This window comes from Streptomyces chattanoogensis (assembly GCF_001294335.1).
Taxonomy (GTDB): domain Bacteria; phylum Actinomycetota; class Actinomycetes; order Streptomycetales; family Streptomycetaceae; genus Streptomyces; species Streptomyces chattanoogensis.
Window position 1 is genome coordinate 1 of sequence record NZ_LGKG01000156.1, and the last position, 19,210, is coordinate 19,210.

3 protein-coding genes are annotated in these 19,210 nt (G+C 68.2%); all 3 read right to left on the reverse strand.

Translation table 11 applies throughout. From position 1 onward, the window contains the following. On the reverse strand, positions 1 to 14,810 hold a 14,810-nt coding region (locus tag ADL29_RS27590; RefSeq protein ID WP_053926294.1), incomplete at its 3' end, for a non-ribosomal peptide synthetase. A 14-nt stretch (positions 14,811 to 14,824) separates the two neighbouring features. Further along, positions 14,825 to 18,124, reverse strand: coding sequence for a non-ribosomal peptide synthetase (locus ADL29_RS27595; protein ID WP_053926295.1), 3,300 nt, complete (start codon positions 18,122 to 18,124; stop codon positions 14,825 to 14,827). 120 nt (positions 18,125 to 18,244) lie between these two features. Next, positions 18,245 to 18,469: an MbtH family protein gene (locus tag ADL29_RS27600; RefSeq protein ID WP_053926296.1), complete on the reverse strand. Its 225-nt coding sequence runs from the start codon at positions 18,467 to 18,469 to the stop codon at positions 18,245 to 18,247. Between the last annotated feature and the right edge of the window lie 741 nt (positions 18,470 to 19,210).

Below are 19,210 nucleotides of genomic sequence, written 5' to 3' on the forward strand. Positions count from 1 at the left end.
CCGATCAGGTCATCCAGGGCTTCGTCCGTCCGCCCCGCCAGACCGCTGCCCAGCGGTACGTCCGTTCCCGCGCCCAGACGGGTCAGCAACGCCGCCATCGCCGCCTGCAGCACCATGAACACCGTTGCACCATTACGGCCCGCCAGCGCCGCGAGATTCTGGTGGAGCTCACTCTCCAGTTCAAAGGCGAGGCTGCAGCCCGCGTGCGAGGCCGTCGCCGGTCGCGGGCGGTCGGTGGGCAGATTCAGTTGCTCCGGCAGGTCCGCCAACTGCCGGGACCAATAATCGACTTGCTGGGAGAGCAGGCTCTCCGGATCGGATTCGGCGCCCAGCAGCTCTCGCTGCCACAGGGCATAGTCCGCATATTGCACGGGCAGCGCCGTCCATTCGGGGTCCTGTCCCACGGTGCGGGCCGAATACGCCGTGACGATATCGCGCGCCAACGGACCCATCGACCAGCCGTCGCAGGCGATGTGATGGATGAGAAGCAGCAAGACGTGGTCATCGCCACAAGCAAACAACGAAACCCGGACCGGTATCTCGGCGGACAGGTCGAACCCGTAACGGGCTGCCGTCTCCAGCACCTCCGGCAGTTCGTCCTCCGTGACCGAGCGGGTTTCCCACCAGAGCTCCACCTGGTCCGGTCGGAGAATTCGCTGTCGGGGCTCGCCGTCCTGCTCGGGGAATATGGTGCGCAGCGACTCATGCCGGGTGACCACATCCAGCAGGGCCGCCCGTAGTGCCGCTTGGTCCACCTGGCCCGACAGCCGCAACGCCAAGGGCATGTTGTATGTCGCGGAGGGGCCTTCCAGCTTGTGCAGGAACCACAGTCGGCGCTGGGCGAAGGACAACGGAATGCTCTCCGGGCGCGGCATCGGCACCAAAGCGGGCCGCTCTGCGTCACCGGCGTCCAGCCGCTTCGTCAATTCCGCGGCCGTGGGGGCCTCGAAGACGGTGGCGATGGCCACCTCGACGCCCAGCACGCTGCGGATCCGGCTGACGAGCCTGGTCACGAGCAGCGAATGCCCACCCAGGTCGAAGAACCCGTCATCGACACCCACCCGCGGCACACCCAGCACCTCGGCGAACAGCCCGCACAACACCTCTTCCCGAGGCGTACGAGGGGCCCGCCCACCACTGACGGCGACGTCCGGCACCGGCAGGGCCTTGCGGTCCAGCTTGCCGTTACGGGTCACCGGAAGTGCGCCGATCGCCACCAACTGCGGCGGAACGAGGTGCGCCGGCAGTCGTTCGGTGAGCTGCTCTTTCACCGACGCCAGGACGTTGCCGATGTCCCTGGCTGCGGCCGGATTGTTGACCAACGGACCCGGCAGGGTGGAGGCGCGGCAGAGACCACGCAGCACCTGGCCGTCAAGTGCGCTTGGCGAGACAACGGCGTCGAACAGTTCCGGGCGTTCGGCGTTCCAGGTGGTCACGACGGCCAGGCCGTGCCGTTCTCCCCACCGGACGATGTCCTCCGGATCGACGGCGGCCGCGGCCTCGGCGTCGCCCTGCCGGCGGCGGTCCAGCGCATCCGCCGCGGCTATTTCCGCGGCGAGCCGGGCGTTGACCAGTCCCGAGATACGTACCGGCCCGTCAGCCTCGGTCGGCAGGTCACCGAGCCCGGACACCTCCCGGCCCCACCGCAACTCGGGAATTCCGGCGAGCGATACCGGGCCGGTGTCACCGTGGCCGTGCGCATCGGCAGCGTGCAGCACCACTTCATAGCGGTGGCGGGTCAGTTCATTGTGGTAGCCGCCGCGCTTCAACCGCACATCGACCGCACCGATGCGGCCGTCGGTCTCGGCGAGCGTGGTGAAGAACTCCGGGACGACCAGCAATTCCTTCTCAAGCAACACCGCGCGTTCCACCGCGGTATGCAACCGGACGGCGTCCTTGGCGAGTCCGTACCGTCCGCCGTGCACCGCGGTATGCAGTGCACGTACCGAACGGAGATTGCGGATATCGCCCAGTACGATCCGGCCCCCCGGTGCCAGCATTTCCATCGCCCGCCCGAGAACCTTGGCAAGGTAGTCGCCGGACGGGAAATACTGCACCACGGAATTCAGCACGATGGTGTCGAAGAACTTGGCCGGCAGCCCGTCGGTGTCGTCGGCGGACCGGCGGTGCAGCCGCACCCGGTCGGCCAGGCCCGCTGCGTCCACCAGCCCCGAGAGCCGGTCGATGACGACGGGAGAAAGGTCCGTTCCCCAGTAGGCTTCGCACTGCGGGGCCAGATGGGCGAGGAGCAGTCCGGAGCCCACACCGATCTCCAGCACGCGCCTGGGTGCGAATTCCCGGATCCGTGCCACGGCGGCATCCCGCCATTCCTGCATTTCTGCCGGCGGAATCGGGTTTCCGGTGTATGAGCTGGTCCACCCGGTGAAGTCCGCTCCGAATTCATGGGTCCGGGAGCCGGCGGACACCGCGTCATGGACTTCACGCCACTCTGCGACCTGGTCCTCGGTCACCAGCTCCCCGGCGTTCGCTGCGGGCACGACATAGCCAACCAGCCGCTGATCGTCGGGGGCATCCTCCCGGACGACCACCGCGGCCTGCTCCACAGCCGGGTGGGCGAGCAGTGCGGCCTCGATCTCTCCCGGCTCGATACGGAAGCCCCGCACCTTGAGCTGGTCGTCCGCACGTCCGAGGAATACCAGTTCCCCTCCGGGGGTCCACCGGACCACATCGCCGGTGCGGTACATCCGCGATCCGGGCGGCCCGAGGGGGTCGGCCACGAACCGGTCGGCGGTGAGTGCGGGCCGGTTCAGGTAGCCGCGGGCCACCTGCGCGCCCGCCACGAACAACTCGCCCGGCACACCCGGCGGCACCGGTCGCAGCCGGTCGTCAAGTACGGCCAGCCTCGTGTTGGCCACGGGCCTGCCGATAGGAACGGTGTGCCCGGTACGGCAGGAGCGGTCCGCAACCGCCGAGGCCACCTGAACCGTGGTTTCGGTCGGCCCGTAAAGGTTGATCACCTGGCAGCCCCAGGCGGACTCGATCTCCTCGGCCAGCGCGGCGCCGAGCGCCTCACCTCCGGAGAACATACGGGTCATCGCGTGGGCCGGTGGCGGTGCCGGGAGCGCGGCCAGCAGCGAGGGGACGAATTGGGCTGTGGTGACGCGGTCGCGGACGAGGAGATCGACCAGCCGCTGCGGATCACGCAGCACATCGTCCGACGCCACGGACACCGTCGCCCCGGTGATCAGGGGCAGCCATATCTCCCACCCGGCGGCATCGAATCCGACAGCTGTGCGGAAGAGGACCACATCACGGCCGTCGACCGGGTAGGCCGCCCGCATCCACTGAAGCTGCCCGGCCAGGCCACGGTGCTCGACCACGACTGCTTTGGGCAGCCCGGTGGATCCGGAGGTGTAGATCACATAGGCGGGGTGAGCGCCGTTCAGGGTGGCGGTGCGCTCCCGGTCCGTCACCGGGTCGCCGGGCAGTTCCGCAAGCCGGGCGCGGACCTCCGGATCGCTCAGGTCCACCTGGACGGGCTGTTCGACACCGTCCGGCAGTGGTACGTCCTGATGGGTGACGAGAAGCACCGGACCGGCGTCGGCGATCAGGGACCTGAGCCGTTCGGCCGGGTCTCCGGGTTGGAGGGGCAGGTAGGCCGCACCGGACTTGAGCACTGCCAGGAGCGCGACGAGGAGCTCCGGCGTCCGCGGCAGAGCGACCGCGACCAGCCGTTCGGGGCCGGCGCCCAGGGAGATGAGCAGCCGGGCCAGCCGGTTGGCCCGCTCGTCGAGCTCGGCGTACGTCAGGATCGACCCGTCGCAGACCACCGCGACGGCCTCCGGGGTTCGGATGGCCTGTGCGGCGAGCAGGTCCGGGAGCAGTCCGGCCTGCTCGGCGACCGGGCCACGCCCGTGAGTCAGTACGGCCTCGCGCTCGGCCGCGTCGACGAGCTCGACCTGCCCGATCCGGACGCGGGGATCGGCGGTCACGACACGCAGCAGGCACTCCCAGCGCTCCATGAGCCGCCGCACGGTCTCCTCGTCGAACAGGTCGGTGGCGAACTCCACCGAACCCTCCAGCCCCCGCGGGACACCGTCGCCGTCCCGGACCTCGTTGAGCGAGACCAGTACGTCATAGCGGGCGGCACCGGTCCCGACCGCCTTCTGCCGCACTTCGAGGCCGGGCAGCTCGAACCGGCCCTCGGGCGCGTTCTGCAGGGTGAGGGCGACTTGGAACAGCGGGTGGTGGGCAGTGGACCGCTTCGGGTTGAGCACCTCGACAAGGTGCTCGAACGGCACGTCCTGGTGGGCGTACGCCGCCAGGCTCGACTCCCGGACCTGCTCCAGCAGATCCGCGAACTCGGGATCTCCCGAGGTGTCGGTGCGCAGCACCAGCGTATTGACGAAGAACCCGACGAGGTCGTCCAGGGCTGCGTCGGTCCGGCCCGCGATGCCGCTGCCGAGCGGAATGTCGGTGCCCGCGCCCAGCCGGGTCAGCAGCGCCGCCATCCCCGCCTGCAGCACCATGAACACGGTGGCGCCGCGGTCGGCCGCCAGCGCCGCGATGTCCCGGTGCAGCTCGCCGTCCAGCGCGAAGGTGAGGCAGGAACCGTGGTACGAGGCCACGGCCGGCCGTGGGCGGTCCGTCGGGAGGCTCAACTGATCCGGTAGGTCAGCCAGTTGCCTCGTCCAGTAGGTGACTTGCCGGGACAGCACGCTGTCCGGATCGGACTCCTCGCCGAGCAGTTCCCGCTGCCAGAGGCTGTAGTCCGCGTACTGCACGGGCAATTCCGACCACGCCGGAGCCCGTCCCACGCTGCGAGCCGCATACGCAGTGACGATGTCGCGTGCCAGAGGCTCCACCGACCAGCCGTCACCGGCGATGTGGTGGATCAGAATCATCAGGACGTGGCGATCACCGCAGGCGAACAGCGAAGCCCGGATCGGAATCTCCGAGGAGAGTGCGAAAGGATGGCGTGCGGCGAGCTCCAAGGCCGCCGGCAGCTCCCGCTCGGTGACGTAACGAGTTTCCAGGCTCCATTCCACCTGGTCTGCGGCGATGATCCGCTGCCAGGGCCGGCCCTGGTGTTCGGGGAACACCGTGCGCAGCGATTCATGCCGCTCGATCACGTCCAACAGCGCGGCGCGCAGTACTTGCTGATCCACCTCACCGATCAGCTCAAGCCCGAACGGCATGTTGTAGGTGGCCGAGGGTCCTTCGAGCTTGTGCAGGAACCACAGCCGGCGCTGGGCGAAAGAGAGCGGGATGCGGTCCGTGCGCGGAGTCCGGACGAGCGCCGGACGCACCTGCTCGTCACCGTCCAGCCGCTGAGCCAGCTCCGCAACCGTGGGAGCGTCGAAGACCGTGGCGATGGCCACCTCCACACCCAGCACGCTGCGGATCCGGCTGACGAGCCTGGTGACGAGGAGCGAATGCCCGCCCATGTCGAAGAATCCGTCGTCGACACCGACTCGGGGCACACCCAGTACTTCGGCGAACAGGCCGCACAACACCTCTTCCTGCGGTGTGCGCGGGGACCGACCATGGCTGAGGACGGCGTAGTCCGGGGCCGGCAGGGCCTTGCGGTCCAGCTTGCCGTTCGGAGTCAGCGGCAGTCCGTCCAGCACCACCACCGCCGACGGCACCATGAACTCCGGCAGCCGCTCAGCCGCATGGGCCCGCGCCGACGTCGCCAACGCGCCCGCCCCATGTGTTGCCGCAGGGACGTTGACCCAGGGCCCTGTCCCGTCTGCCGATTGGTACGCACCCGACACCACCGGGCCCCCGGCGGGACACAGCAGTCCTTCGAACCACACCGGTCCGTCCGGCGACCAGGTCAGTACCACCTGGTGCCCATGCTCTTCGCCCCAGCGCGCAAACTCCTCCGGGTCCATGATGTCGGCCGGACCGAAATCAGCGATGGGCCCCTGGCTCTCACGGACCAGCCGGGCATTGGGAATGCCGGTCACCCGAAGGCCAGTAACCACTCCGCCCAGCCACAGCGACAGATCCGCAAGACCCGAAACATCCCAGCCCCACACGATTTCCTGCACCTCGGCCACCGAGGTGGTGGGGGCGTCGGCGGCATGCAGCACCACCTCGTAACGGTGCCGCGTCAGCTCATTGTGATACCCGCCCCGCTTCAGACGGATATCCACCGCGCCCAACCGGTCATCACCCTGCGCGAAGTCCACGAAGAACTCCGGCGCCACCAACAGCTCCGGCTCCGCACGCAGCCCCTGCTCCACCGCCGCGTCCCACCGCGCCGCATCCGCATCCGCACCAAGCCGCAGCGCCTGCACCGCCACCTGGAACTCCCGGGCCGTCCGAGCATTACGGATATCACCCAGGACAATCCGCCCGCCCGGAGCAAGCAGCCGAAGCACCCCATCCAGCACCCGGCTGAGGTAGTCACCGGAGGGGAAGTACTGCACCACCGAATTCAGCACAATCGTGTCAAAGAATCCGGCCGGCAGGCCCTCGGTGTCGTCGGCCCGCTGACACCGCAGCCGCACCCTGTCGGCCAGGCCTGCCTCCGCGACCTGACGCTCCAGGCGGTCGATCACATTCGCGGAGAAATCCGTCGCCCAGTACTGCTCGCACTCCGGAGCCAACCGCGCAAGCAGGAGCCCCGAACCCACACCGATCTCCAGCGTGCGCCGGGGTGTGAATTCCTGGATCCGTGCCACCGCGGCGTCCCGCCACTCCTGCATCTCCCCCAGCGGAATCGGCTCACCGGAATACGAACTGTTCCAGCCGGTGAAGTCCTCGCCGAATTCCACCTCTGTGCCGCCGGAGTACACGGACTCGTAAATCTGCTGCCACTCCCTGACCCGGCCGTCTTTCTGGCCTTGGTCGTTCGTGGCTCCGGGGACGACGTAGGCAACGAGTCGTGTGTCCCCTGGGGTGTCCTCCCGGGAGACCACCACGGCTTGCGCCACTTCCGGGTGAGTGGCGAGTGCGGCCTCGATCTCGCCCGGTTCGATACGGAAACCGCGTACCTTCACCTGCTCATCGGCACGACCGGCGAATTCCAGCTCGCCGTCGTGATTCCACCGCACCACATCGCCCGTGCGATACATGCGCGCACCGGACTCGAAGGGGCAGGCCACAAAACGCTCAGCGGTCAGTCCAGCACGGCCCAGATATCCACGTGCCAGGCCCGCACCGGTGACGTACAGCTCACCAGGCACGCCCGGCGGGACCGGACGCAGTCCCTCGTCGAGGACGTACACCCGGGTCCCGGTCACCGGCCCGCCGATCGGCACCGGCCCACCGGCCGACAACGGCCCACTCATCGACACACACACCGTCGACTCGGTCGGCCCATACGCATTGATCACCCGACGGCCGCCCACCGCCCAACGCGCCACCAGCTCCCGCGGGCACGCCTCACCCGCCAGCACCAGCGTCGCCAGCCCCGGCAGCCGTTCCTCCGCACCAGCCGGCACCGACGCCAGCACAGACGCCGGCAACGTCACATGCGAAACCCGCTTCTCACCCAACACACGGGCAAGCCCCTCACCCGACAATTGATCCGGGTCCGGAATCACCAGCGTCGCACCGCTGCCGAAGACCATCACCAGTTCCCACACCGCCGCATCAAAACTCGACGACGAGAACTGCAGGACCCGACTGTCCGCGGTCACCTTCAGTCGGTCCCGCTGGGCAGTGGCCAGGCTCGCCACACCGCTGTGCGACTCCACCACGCCCTTGGGCCGACCCGTCGAACCGGACGTATAGATCACATACGCCGGGTGCGCGGGCTCCAGGCCTGGTTGTGGTTCCGTCTCGGGATATGCACTCCAGTCCTGGCCCAGCAATTCACCGTCGACCACCAGCAACGGCCGGGCATCAGCCAGCATGAACTCCAGACGCTCAGCCGGATACGCCGGATCAAGCGGCAAGTACGCACCACCCGCCTTGAGCACCGCCAGAACGGTAACCACCAGCTCCACCGACCGCGGCAGCAGCACCCCCACGACCTGCTCCGGCCCTACACCCCGCTCAACCAGACAGTGCGCCAGCCGATTCGCCCGGGAATTCAACTCCCCGTACGACACCGACTCCCCACTGCTGGACTCAACCGCCACCGCATCCGGCGCCGACCGCACCCGCTCGGCAAACAACTCCACCAACGTCACATCCGGCAGCGCGCCCCCGTCGGCGCCGTTCCAGCCCAGCAACAACCGGTCCCGCTCCCCCGCAAGCAAAACCTCCGCCTGCCCGATCCGCATATCCGGATGCGCAGCCATCTGCTCCAGCAATCGCACCCAACGCGCCATCAGCGCCTCAACCGTGGAGCGGTCGAACAGATCCGTCGAATACTCCGACCATGCCTCGATGCCCGCCGGATCCCCGGAATCGTCAAAGCGTTCCACCAGCGAAATCAGCAGATCGAAGCGGGAGGTGCCGGTCCCGGCCTCCGTCTCGGTCACCCGCAGCCCCGGCAGCTCAAATCCGCTGGTGGGCGCGTTCTGCAGAACCAAGGCGACCTGGAACATCGGGTGGTATCCGGCGGAACGCTGCGGATTCAGCACCTCCACCAAATACTCGAACGGAACGTCCTGATGCGCATACGCCGCCAGACTCGTCTCCCGGACCCGCCCCAGCAACTCCGAAAAACTCGGATCCCCTGACGTATCGGTCCGCAGCACGAACGTGTTCACGAAGAACCCGATCAGGTCGTCCAGGGCTTCATCAGTCCGCCCCGCCTGCCCGCTGCCCAACGGAATGTCGGTACCCGCACCCAGCCGCGTCAACAACGCCGCCATCGCCGCCTGCAACACCATGAACACCGTCGCACCTTCACGCCTCGCCCCGTCCGCAAGGCTTCGGTGCAGCGCGGCAGGCAGCTCGACCATCAGGCCGGCACCTCGGTACGAGGCCACCGCGGGCCGCGGACGGTCGGCCGGCAGACTCAGCTGCTCCGGCAGATCCGCCAACTGCTCGGCCCAGTACGCCACCTGCTGCGACAAGACGCTGTCCGGGTCGGACTCGTCCCCCAGCAGCTCCCGCTGCCACAGTGTGTAATCCGCATACTGCACCGGCAATTCGGCCCACGCCGGAACCCGCCCCCCGGACCGGGCCGAGTACGCCTCGACAATGTCTCTGCCGAGTGGGCCCAGTGACCAGCCGTCGCTGGCGATGTGGTGCACCAGCACGAGAAGGACACACTCGTCACTGCCGGTGCCGCTGCCCGCATCGTCCTTGCCCGCGATGTCGAAGAGCCAGATCCGGATCGGTATCTCCGAGGAGAGTGCAAACCCGTACCGTGCCGCGGTTTCCAGGGCCTCCGGCAATTCGGCTTCGGTAACCGCTCGGGTCTCCCAGTTCAGATCCGCCTCATCCGGCGCGACGATCCACTGCTCGGGTTCCGCTCCCTGTTCGGGGAATATCGTGCGCAGTGACTCATGCCGCGTCACCACGTCCATCAGAGCCGCCCGCAACGCCGCCCGGTCCACCGCACCGGTCAGCCGCAACGCCAACGGCATGTTGTAGGACGCCGACGGGCCTTCCAGCTTGTACGCGAACCACAACCGCCGCTGGGCGAAGGACAGCGGAATGGCTCTCGGGCGCGGTCTCGCCGCCAGGGCCGGGCGTTGCGTGCGGCCGGCATCCAACTGCTTCGTCAGACCCGCCACAGTGGGGTGTTCAAACAAATTGGCGATGGCGATCTCGACGCCCAGCACGCTCTTGATCCGTACCAGCAATCGGATCGCGGACAGCGAGTGACCGCCGAGGTCGAAGAAGCTGTCGTCGATACCGACCTCTGGCACGCCCAGCACGTCGGCGAACAGCCGGCACAGCACCTCTTCCTGAGGGGTGCCCGGCGCACGATCGCCGCCATCGGCCCGGGTGTGGCCCGGAGCACTCCCAAGGGCCCCTGCCGTGGCCCGCTCGTCCGGACTCCTCCGTACGAGTTCCCACTCTCCCTCGCGGTTCCACCGCGCCAGGTCCCCCGTGCGGTACATCCCCGCACCGGGCTCGAAGGGGCACGCCACGAAGCGCTCCGGGGACGATTCCGGATGGCCCGAGTGGCCACCGGCGAGGTCAGCGCCGGAGAGGTACAGCTCCCCCGTCACACCTGGTGGAACCGGACGCAGCTTCGCATCGAGCACATAGGCCCGGCCATTGAAGCGATCGTTCCGTTCTTCTCCCTCACGCACCGGCCGGGGAGCCGGCGCCTCCGTGAGCGGTCGCGGTGCCGACCGGGTCCGCTCGTCGAACCCATTCGCCACCGAGGCCGCGGACGATTCCGGCGCGGTGCTCTTCCCACCCGGCAGAACGTGGTCCCACTCACCGTCGAGCAGCACGTCCACCTCATCGATCGACCGCCCTGGATCCGCCACCACCTGCTCGAGGAGACGCAGCCACCGAGCCACCAGCGAGCGTGCCGTGACCCGGTCGAACAGGTCGGTCGCGAATTCCAGCACCGCATCGATACCGGCCGGCGCACCGGCGGCATCGTGGTGTTCGAGCAGGGACGCCAGCAGGTCGAACTGCGCCGTACCGGTGTCGACGAAATCGGCGCGGGTGGTCAGCCCCGGCAGCTCGAAGTGGGATTCCGGCGCGTTCTGCAGAACCAGCATCACCTGGAAAAGGGGGTGATGTGATGCAGAGCGCTGGGGGTTCAGCGCTTCCACCAGACTCTCGAACGGTATGTCCTGATGGGCGTAGGCCGCGAGGCTCGTCTCCCGGACGCGGGCCAGCAGTTCGGCGAAACTCGGGTCGCCGGAGGTATCCGTTCGCAGTACGAGCGTGTTCAGGAACTGCCCGACGAGATCGTCCAGGGCATCGTCCGTGCGGCCTGCTATCGGCGAGCCCAGGGGAATATCGGTACCCGCACCCATTCGGGTCAGCAGTGCCGCCATGCTCGCCTGCAGCACCATGAAGACCGTCGCACCCGCATCCCGGGCGAGAGCGATCAGCCCGCGATGCAGCTCCGCGTCCAGCGTGAAGGACACACTGGACCCCTCGTACGACTGCACGGCGGGGCGCGGGCGATCGACCGGAAGATCCAAGGAGTCGGGCAGGTCTGCCAGTTGCCCGGTCCAGTAGCCGATCTGCTGGGAGAAGACGCTGTCCGGGTCGGACTCCTCGCCCAGTAGTTCCCGCTGCCACAGGGTGAAATCGGCGTACTGCACAGGCAGTCGCGCCCACGTCGGGGGCTGTCCCGTGATCCGGGCGGAGTACGCGGTGCTGAGGTCGCGCCCGAGCGGTCCCAGCGACCAGCCATCGCTCGCGATGTGATGCAACAGCAGCAGCAGGACGGAATCATTGCCGCTGCCGTGCTCGCCGTTCGCACCGGTGATGCCGGCGTTGTCTGCGATGTCGAAGAACCACGCCCTGACCGGCGGCTCCACCGACAGGTCGAAGGCGTGGCGCGCGGCGGTCGCCAAAGCGTCCGGGAGTTCCGCCTCGGTAACCGTGCGGACTGTCCACGCCAGGTCGATCTGGTCAAGGTCAAGGATGGTCTGCTCGGAGCGCCCGTCGTTTTCCGAGAACACCGTACGCAGCGATTCGTGGCGTCCGATCACATCCAGCAGGGCCGTATGCAAGGCCTGCTGGTCCACCCGGCCCGTCAGCCGCAGCGCCAACGGGACGTTGTAGGTGGCCGACGGCCCCTCCATCTCGTACAGGAACCGCGACCGCCGCTGGGCGAACGACAGCGGCAGGCGTGGGGGGCGCGGCCGTGCCACCAGTGCCGGGCGCGGCCGGTCTCCGGAGTCCAGCCGGTGTGCCAGCGCCGCCACCGTCGGCGTGTCGAACACCGTCGCGACGGACACCTCCAGCCCCAGGGCGCTGCGGATCCGGTTCACCAGCCGGGTCACCAGCAGGGAGTGTCCGCCGAGGTCGAAGAAGTCGTCGTCGACACCGACCCTGGGTACCCCCAGGACGTCGGCGAACAGCCCGCACAGCACCTCTTCCCGCGGGCTGCGCGGCGCCCTGCCGGCCCCGTCCACCGCATGCTCGGGGGCAGGCAGGGCGTTGCGGTCCAGCTTGCCGTTCGGGGTCAGGGGGAGCGCTTCGAGGGTTACCAAGGCCGAGGGAACCATGAACCGCGGCAGGCTCCGCGCGATATGGCCGCGCAGTTCACCGGGCGTGGGAGCGGTGCGGTCCTTGGGCACCACATAGGCCACGAGCCGGGTGTCGCCCGGTACGTCCTCCCGGGCCACGACGACCGCTTGTGCCACATCAGGGTGCCCGGCCAGCACGGCCTGGACCTCACCGGGCTCGATACGATGGCCGCGCACCTTGGCCTGTTCATCCGCCCGGCCCGCGAACTCCAGATCGCCCTCGCCATTCCACCGCACCAGGTCACCGGTCCGGTACATCCGCGCACCCGGCTCGAAGGGACACGCCACAAACCGCTCCGCCGTCAGACCCGCACGCCCGAGGTAGCCACGTGCCAGACCCGCGCCGGAGACATACAACTCGCCCGCGACGCCGGGCGGAACCGGCTGCAACTGGTCATCCAGCACAAACACCCGGGTCCCGACCACCGGCCGGCCGATCGGCACCGGACCGCCCGCCGACAGGGCCCCACTCATCGACACCATCACCGTCGACTCGGTCGGCCCGTACGCATTGATCACCCGACGGCCGCCCACCGCCCAACGCGCCACCAGCTCCGGCGGACACGCCTCACCCACCAGCGCCACCGCCAGAAGATCAGGCAGCTGGTTCTCCACACCGGCCGGCAACGACGCCAGGACCGACGCCGGCAACGTCACCTGCGAAACCCGCTTCTCACGCAGCACCCGGGCGAGCCCCTCGCCCGACAATTGGTCCGGGTGCGGAAGCACCAGCGTTGCGCCGCAGCCAAAAGCCATCGCCACTTCCGAAACCGCCGCGTCGAAGCTCGGCGATGAGAACTGCAGGATGCGGCTGTCCGCGCTCAGGTGCAGCCCGTCCCGCTCGGCCTCAGCCAGACTCGCCATACCGCTGTGCGACACCACCACACCCTTGGGCCGGCCCGTCGAACCGGACGTATAGATCACATACGCCGGATGCTGCAGGTGCAGCGGGCCGGTCCGTTCGGCATCGGAGAGTGCATGCCGCGGCAGGGCGGCAAGCGCGGCGACGGTCCGCTCATCGTCGAGCGTGACCCGTACGGCATCTGCGTCGGGCAGTGCGGTGAGGCTCCGGCTGTCGGTGAGCAATATGGCGGGCCGGGTGTCGGCGAGCAGGAATCCGATCCGCTCGGCCGGATAGTCGGGGTCCACGGGTAGATAGGCACCGCCTGCCTTGAGGACCGCGAGGAGTGCCACCAGCAGCTCCGGGGAGCGAGGCAGCGCCAGCGCCACCACCGACTCCGGGCCGACGCCCCGTTGGGCCAGCCATCGCGCCAACTGGTTGGCCCGCCCCTCCAGCTCCCCATACGTCAGGTTCGTGTCCTCACCCTCCACCGCGATCTGATCCGGGATGCGGGCGGCCTGGCGCGCGAACAGCTCCGGCAGCGTGACCTTCGGCGGCTGCGCTGCGGTGGCCATCCCTGCGGCCAGAAGCCGTTCCCGCTCGCCGGGCAGGAGTATTCCCGTGTCGCTCACCGCGGTGTCGGGGTCGGCGGCGGTCTGCTCGAGCACCCGTATCAGTCGCTCGGCGATCTCCGCCACGACGGCCCGGTCGAAGACGTCGGGCCGGAAGAAGAAACGGAGCGTCAGGCAGTCTCCCGGCTGTACGGCGAGGGAGAGGGGATAGTGGACGGATTCCCGGACACTGATGTCGATGTCGAGCTCGCCCTGCATCGGATCCGATGGCGTCAGGCTGTCCATGGGGAAATTCCCGAACACCACGCTGGTGTCGAAGTGACCGCCGTCCGAATCGTGGAGGCTCTGGATTTCGGCCAGCCCGAGGTGGTCGTGATCCAGAAGTCCGAAGCGCTGCTGCTGAATGCGCTGGAGAAGAGCGCGCAGGGAATCGTCGCGGCGCAGCTGTCCCCGTACCGGCACCGTGTTGATCAGCATCCCGATCGCGGTTTCCGCGCCCGGCAACTCTCCCGGCCGCCCGCTGACCGTGGCGCCGAAGACCACATCGTCGCGGCCGGTCAATCGGGCGAGCAGCAGGGTCCAGGCTGCCTGGAAGACGGTGTTGAGGGTGACATTGCTCTGCCGGGCCTGTTGCTTCAGGCTCGTGGTGAGCTCTGGTGTCAGTTCGAGGGTGACGTCCTGGGAGGCGGAGCCGGAAGACCTCGGGACGCCTGGTGCGAGATATGTGGGTCCGTCCAGGCCTTCCAGGACGGCGCGCCAGGCGTCCCGGGCGGCGGAGCGGTCCTGGGCCGCCAGCCAGGTCAGATAGGAGCGGTACGGGAGCGTCGCCGGCAGAACGGAAATGTCACCGTCGTGCGCGTGGAGCAGGAGCAGCTCGCGCAGGAGGAGGGTCATGGACCAGCCGTCCAGTACGAGGTGGTGGTGGGTCACCACAAGCCGGTGCCGTTGCGGACCTCGCCGCATCAGGGTGAAACGCATCAAGGAAGGTGCCTCGGCATCGATGCCCTGAGCCCAGTCCTCGTCGGTCAGTTCGGCGCATCGCGCCTCGGCCGCCGTCGGCGCCAGCTCTCCCAGGTCGAACTCGTTCCACTGGAGCGGTACATCGCGCCGGATCACCTGGATGGGCTCGCCGGATTTCCGGCTCCGGAAGCTGGCGCGCAGATTCGCGTGGCGCTCGAGCAAGGCGGCCGCGGCCGCGCGTAGCCCCTTCGTGTCCAGCACCCCGTGCAGCTCGATGGTGTACTGCGCGACATAGAGGTTCTTTGACGAGCTCTCGAGCCGCGCGTGGAACAGCAGTCCCTCTTGCAGAGGAGAAAGCGGCAGGATGTCTTCAATGATCGATGGGTTCGTCATGATCTTCTAACTCCCTACCGGGCGTTCAGCTCGGCTTCGAGATCGTCGATCTCGCTCTGGCTAATGGAGGACAAGGTCACGTCGGACGGCGTGAGCCCGGTGGATTCCGGCCGTTTCGCACAGGTGGTGAGTGCCGTGAGCATGCACAGCCATGAATCGGCCAGTTCGTGCGCCTCGGATGCGGCCGGGTCACCGTCCGCCCAGCTCCAGGTGGCGCGCAGCACCGCTCCGCCTGGCCCGTCGCAGACCACTGCGTGGACCTCGATGCGGTGGGTCATGGCCAGACCGTCGGCCTCGTCCGGTCCGATGTCGTATTCGGGATCGATCGGCCATGTGCCGTGCTGCCCGTCCGGGAACCGGCCGAGGTAGGTGAACTTCAGTTCCGGACGGTGGAATGCGGCCGGTTCCGCGCCGGTTTGCGTATTCAGATGGCGGAGGAGGCCGTAGCCGAAGCCGTTGTCGGGAACGTCCCGCAGCCGGTTTCGTATCTGCCGCAGTACCCTGCCCGCGGCCGGCCCGCCCCGGCGTATGTCGTTCCAGTCCAGCCGGCTCAGCGGGAAAGGCACGGGGAAGGGGGCGGCGAACCTGCCGAGGGTGTGGGACGGGTCCGCGCCGTCGCGGATTGCTGTCCGGCCACTGCCTTCGAGTTCGATGACGACGGTTGCGCCGCCCTCTTGGCCGTGTCTTTGGCGCCGCTCCGCGACCGCGAGTACCAGCCCCGTCAGTAACAGGTCACCGGGATCGGCGCCCAATGCCGCGGGCGCCGTGGTCAGCAGCGCCTCGGTGAGATCGGCGGGCACGGTGAACCGGCGTTCCCCGCCATGGGTCCGGCCCCGCCCGTGGGCCGGTGCTCCGGCCACCGTCCCGGCCGCCGCCCGCATCCAGTCCGGCATCTCGGCGATCCGCCGGTGCGCTCGTGCCTCCGTCGCCAGCAGCTGCGACCAGCGGCGGTAGGAAATGCGGCCGGCGGCGAGCCTCGGCGGCTCGTCCCCGGCGGCCAGCGCCTCCCAGACTGTCCGCAGATCGCCGATGAGGATGCGCCATGAGGCGCCGTCGATGGCCAGTTGACTCACGACGAGCGCCAGGGAGCCGGGGCACTGTACGCCACGGTCGAACCACACCGCTTGAACGACCACTCCGTCCTCGAGGGACAGCCGCTCCCTGGCGGCATCAATCTCCTCCGCGACGAGCCGCGCCATGTCCGCATCGTCAACGCCCCGCGCATCGATCCGTGTGAGGCGCGCGTCTGCATCCGCGGCGCCCACAGGCAACACGGTCGGCTTCCACGGCTCGGCACCGGTGGTCTCCACGCGCAGCCGCAGCGCGTCGTGGCTGTCCAGCAGTGCCTGCAGCACGGCCAGGAGGGCGGTCCGGGTGAGTCCGGCCGGCGCACTCAGCACCAGGGACTGGCTGAGCCGGTCGGGGGAACCGCCTCGGCCGCATACCTCCTGCATACCCGGCGTCAGGCACAGGGGCCCGCCGACGTTGTCATCGCTCTCGCCCGGTGCCTTGTCCACCGGTGTGGAGACAGCGGCCAGCCCGGCCAGGCTGCGCTGTCCGAGCACGTCACGCGTGGTGAGCGACAGACCGGCTCGGCGCGCCCGCCCCACCAGTTCGACCGCGGCGATGCTGTCGCCGCCCAGGCTCACAAAGCCGTGATCGGTGCCCACCGTCGGTACGCCGAGCAGTTCGGCTACCAGTCCGCAGAGGATCTCCTCCTGGCGGGTGCGCGGTGCCCGGCCGACGGCGGCGGCGCTCGGATCCGGCGCAGGCAGCGCGCGCCGGTCCAGCTTGCCGTTCACGGTCAAGGGAATGGCGTCCAAGGTGATGAATGCGGACGGCACCATGTAGTCCGGCAGGGTCCTGCCCAGGTGCTCGCGCCATCCGTGGGGGTCGGCGGCGCCCCCTCCCGCCAAGGCGACGACGTAGGCGGCCAGCCGTGTGCCACCCGGTCCGGTCTCCCACGGCAGTACGACCGCCTGGTCGACGCCGGGGTGACTGGTCAGCGCGGCCTCGATCTCGCCCGGTTCGACGCGAAAGCCACGTATCTGGATCTGCGCGTCGGCGCGGCCCACGAACTCGAGCTGCCCGGTGGAGGTCCAGCTGGCCAGATCGCCGGTCCGGTACATCCGCCGGCCCGGCTCGTAAGGAGAGGCCACGAAACGCCCGGCGGTCAGGCCCGGACGGCCCAGATATCCGCGGGCCAGCCCCGGGCCCGACACATACATCTCGCCGACGCTGCCGGCGGGCAGCCGCTCGAGGCCGGGGCCCAGGACGTGGATGGTGAGGTCGCACAGGGCAGTGCCGATGGGACTGCGGTCGACCGACCCGGGTGTATGGCTGTCCAGCTCGGCGTAGGTGGCGTGTACGGCGGCCTCGGTGATGCCGTACATATTCACCATCACCGGCGCATCGTCAGGATGCCGTTCATACCATTCGGCGAGACGCCGCATATCAAGGATCTCGCCGTCGAACACCACCACACGCAAGCTGAGCTCACGCGCTGTTTCCGGGTGTTCCCGTTCCGCCTGTATCAGCTGGTAGAAGGCGGACGGCGTCTGGCTCAACACCGTGACGCGTTGCGCCACGAGCAGTTCGAGGAATTCCCAGGGCGAACGGGTGACTTCATGGCTGACGACCACCAAACGTCCGCCGTGCAGAAGTGGACCCCACATTTCCCATATCGAGAAATCGAAGGAGAAGGAGTGGAACATCGTCCAGACATCGTCCGGCCCGAACGCGAACCGATCCTCGGTTGCCGAGAACAACCGCACCGCACCGTGGTGCGCCATCACCACGCCCTTGGGCTTGCCCGTGGAACCCGAGGTGTAGATCACATACGCCGCGTGGGCCGCCGAGGCCGGCCATCGCCGGTCGGCGTCCGTGGGATCGGTGTCGGGCTGGAGGCTCAGGGCCACGGCCGTCTCCGGCGCCCCCAGGTCCAGCCGCAGCAGCTTCTCCGCCCGCACGTCGCTGCCGGTATCGCCGGTCACCAGCACTGCCGTGGGCCGGGCATCGGTGATCAGGTAGTCGATTCGCTCAGCGGGGTAGTTCGGATCGACGGGTAGGTAGGCGGCCCCGGCCTTGACCACGGCGATGATCGCCACGACCATCTCCAGCGATCGCGGCAGGACGATGGAGACGATGTCTTCCGCACCGAGGCCCTGGCCGATCAGCTGGTGTGCGAGGCGGTTCGCCGCACGGTTGAGTTCGTCGTACGTCATGCGTTCGCCGTCATGGACAACCGCCACCTTGTCCGGCGAGCGCCTCACCTGGAACTCGAACAGTTGCGGAAGGGTGTGGTGCACAGTCATGCGATCCCCATAGCGACAAATGCCCCGGATATACCGGGTGGAAGGTGAGACCGAGGCCCCAGATCGGGCAAGCTCCATCACCGCAAGCCAACTAACGGCTGTTCTCAGTCGCGGCTGTACTCAGTCACGGCTGTACTCAGTCATGGCGTTTTGCAGGCTGATCGGCCGCATATCCGTCCAGTGCGCCTCGACATAGTCGAGACACTCCTGCCGGCTCGAATCTTCCAAGGCGACCGTCCATCCCTCCGGGACCTTGATCGCAGCAGGCCACAGTGAATGTTGGCCTTCGCCGTTGACCAGTACCGAGTAGCTGCCATCAGGATTTTCGAACGGATTGGATGCCATGGAGATCTCCCCCTTGCTGGGCTCCGGAATGCCGGAACACCCGCTATTTCAAAGATTGTTGGGCCAGCGCTGATACCGAAAACTGGTTCAGGCAGGCGTTGCGGGTCCACAAGAGAACAGTCCACTCGGGCGACAGGTGCGAGCATTCTCGTACCGCACAACTGGTCATGCCGTGCAGGCGTGTAAGAGCAGGGCATGCTGCGGGGATTCGTGCTCACTGCCCTGGTGAGACTTCCGAATGGGTTGTGGACCCCGGTTGTCCATGCGGCGAGGGAAATGTCCCCCGATTGTGGGGCCGCGGGCTCACCCGTGCCTCGCGGACCTCGCCGCGTGACGCCTTACCGCTCGGCGTCGCGGGAGCCCGGTCCGCGCGAGCGGGTCGACCCCGCGCCCGTGCAGTCGGAAGCCCGCCTGTCTTGGAGAGCAGGGCGACAGCAGTAGCATTCACCTGCTTCGCCGGCAATAGCGGCCCCTGCTGATGTGCGCATCTTCACGTGCTGTTCCTCGTCATGATCGAAGTCGGCGTCCCGTCGAGGGCGGCGGAGGGTGCGATGGTGCTCTCGCCGTCCATGGAAGTGACACCTCAATGCACCCCATGCGCTCCGCTGTTCCGCATCAGCGAACGCCTCTCCACCATGCCGGAATGCGGCGACGAGGTCGTGAGCACTGAGTCCACAACTTCCTTGGCAATGAGTTCACTCGCGGTTATGGAGGGCCGGTGCCGGTGATCTTGGGCGTGAT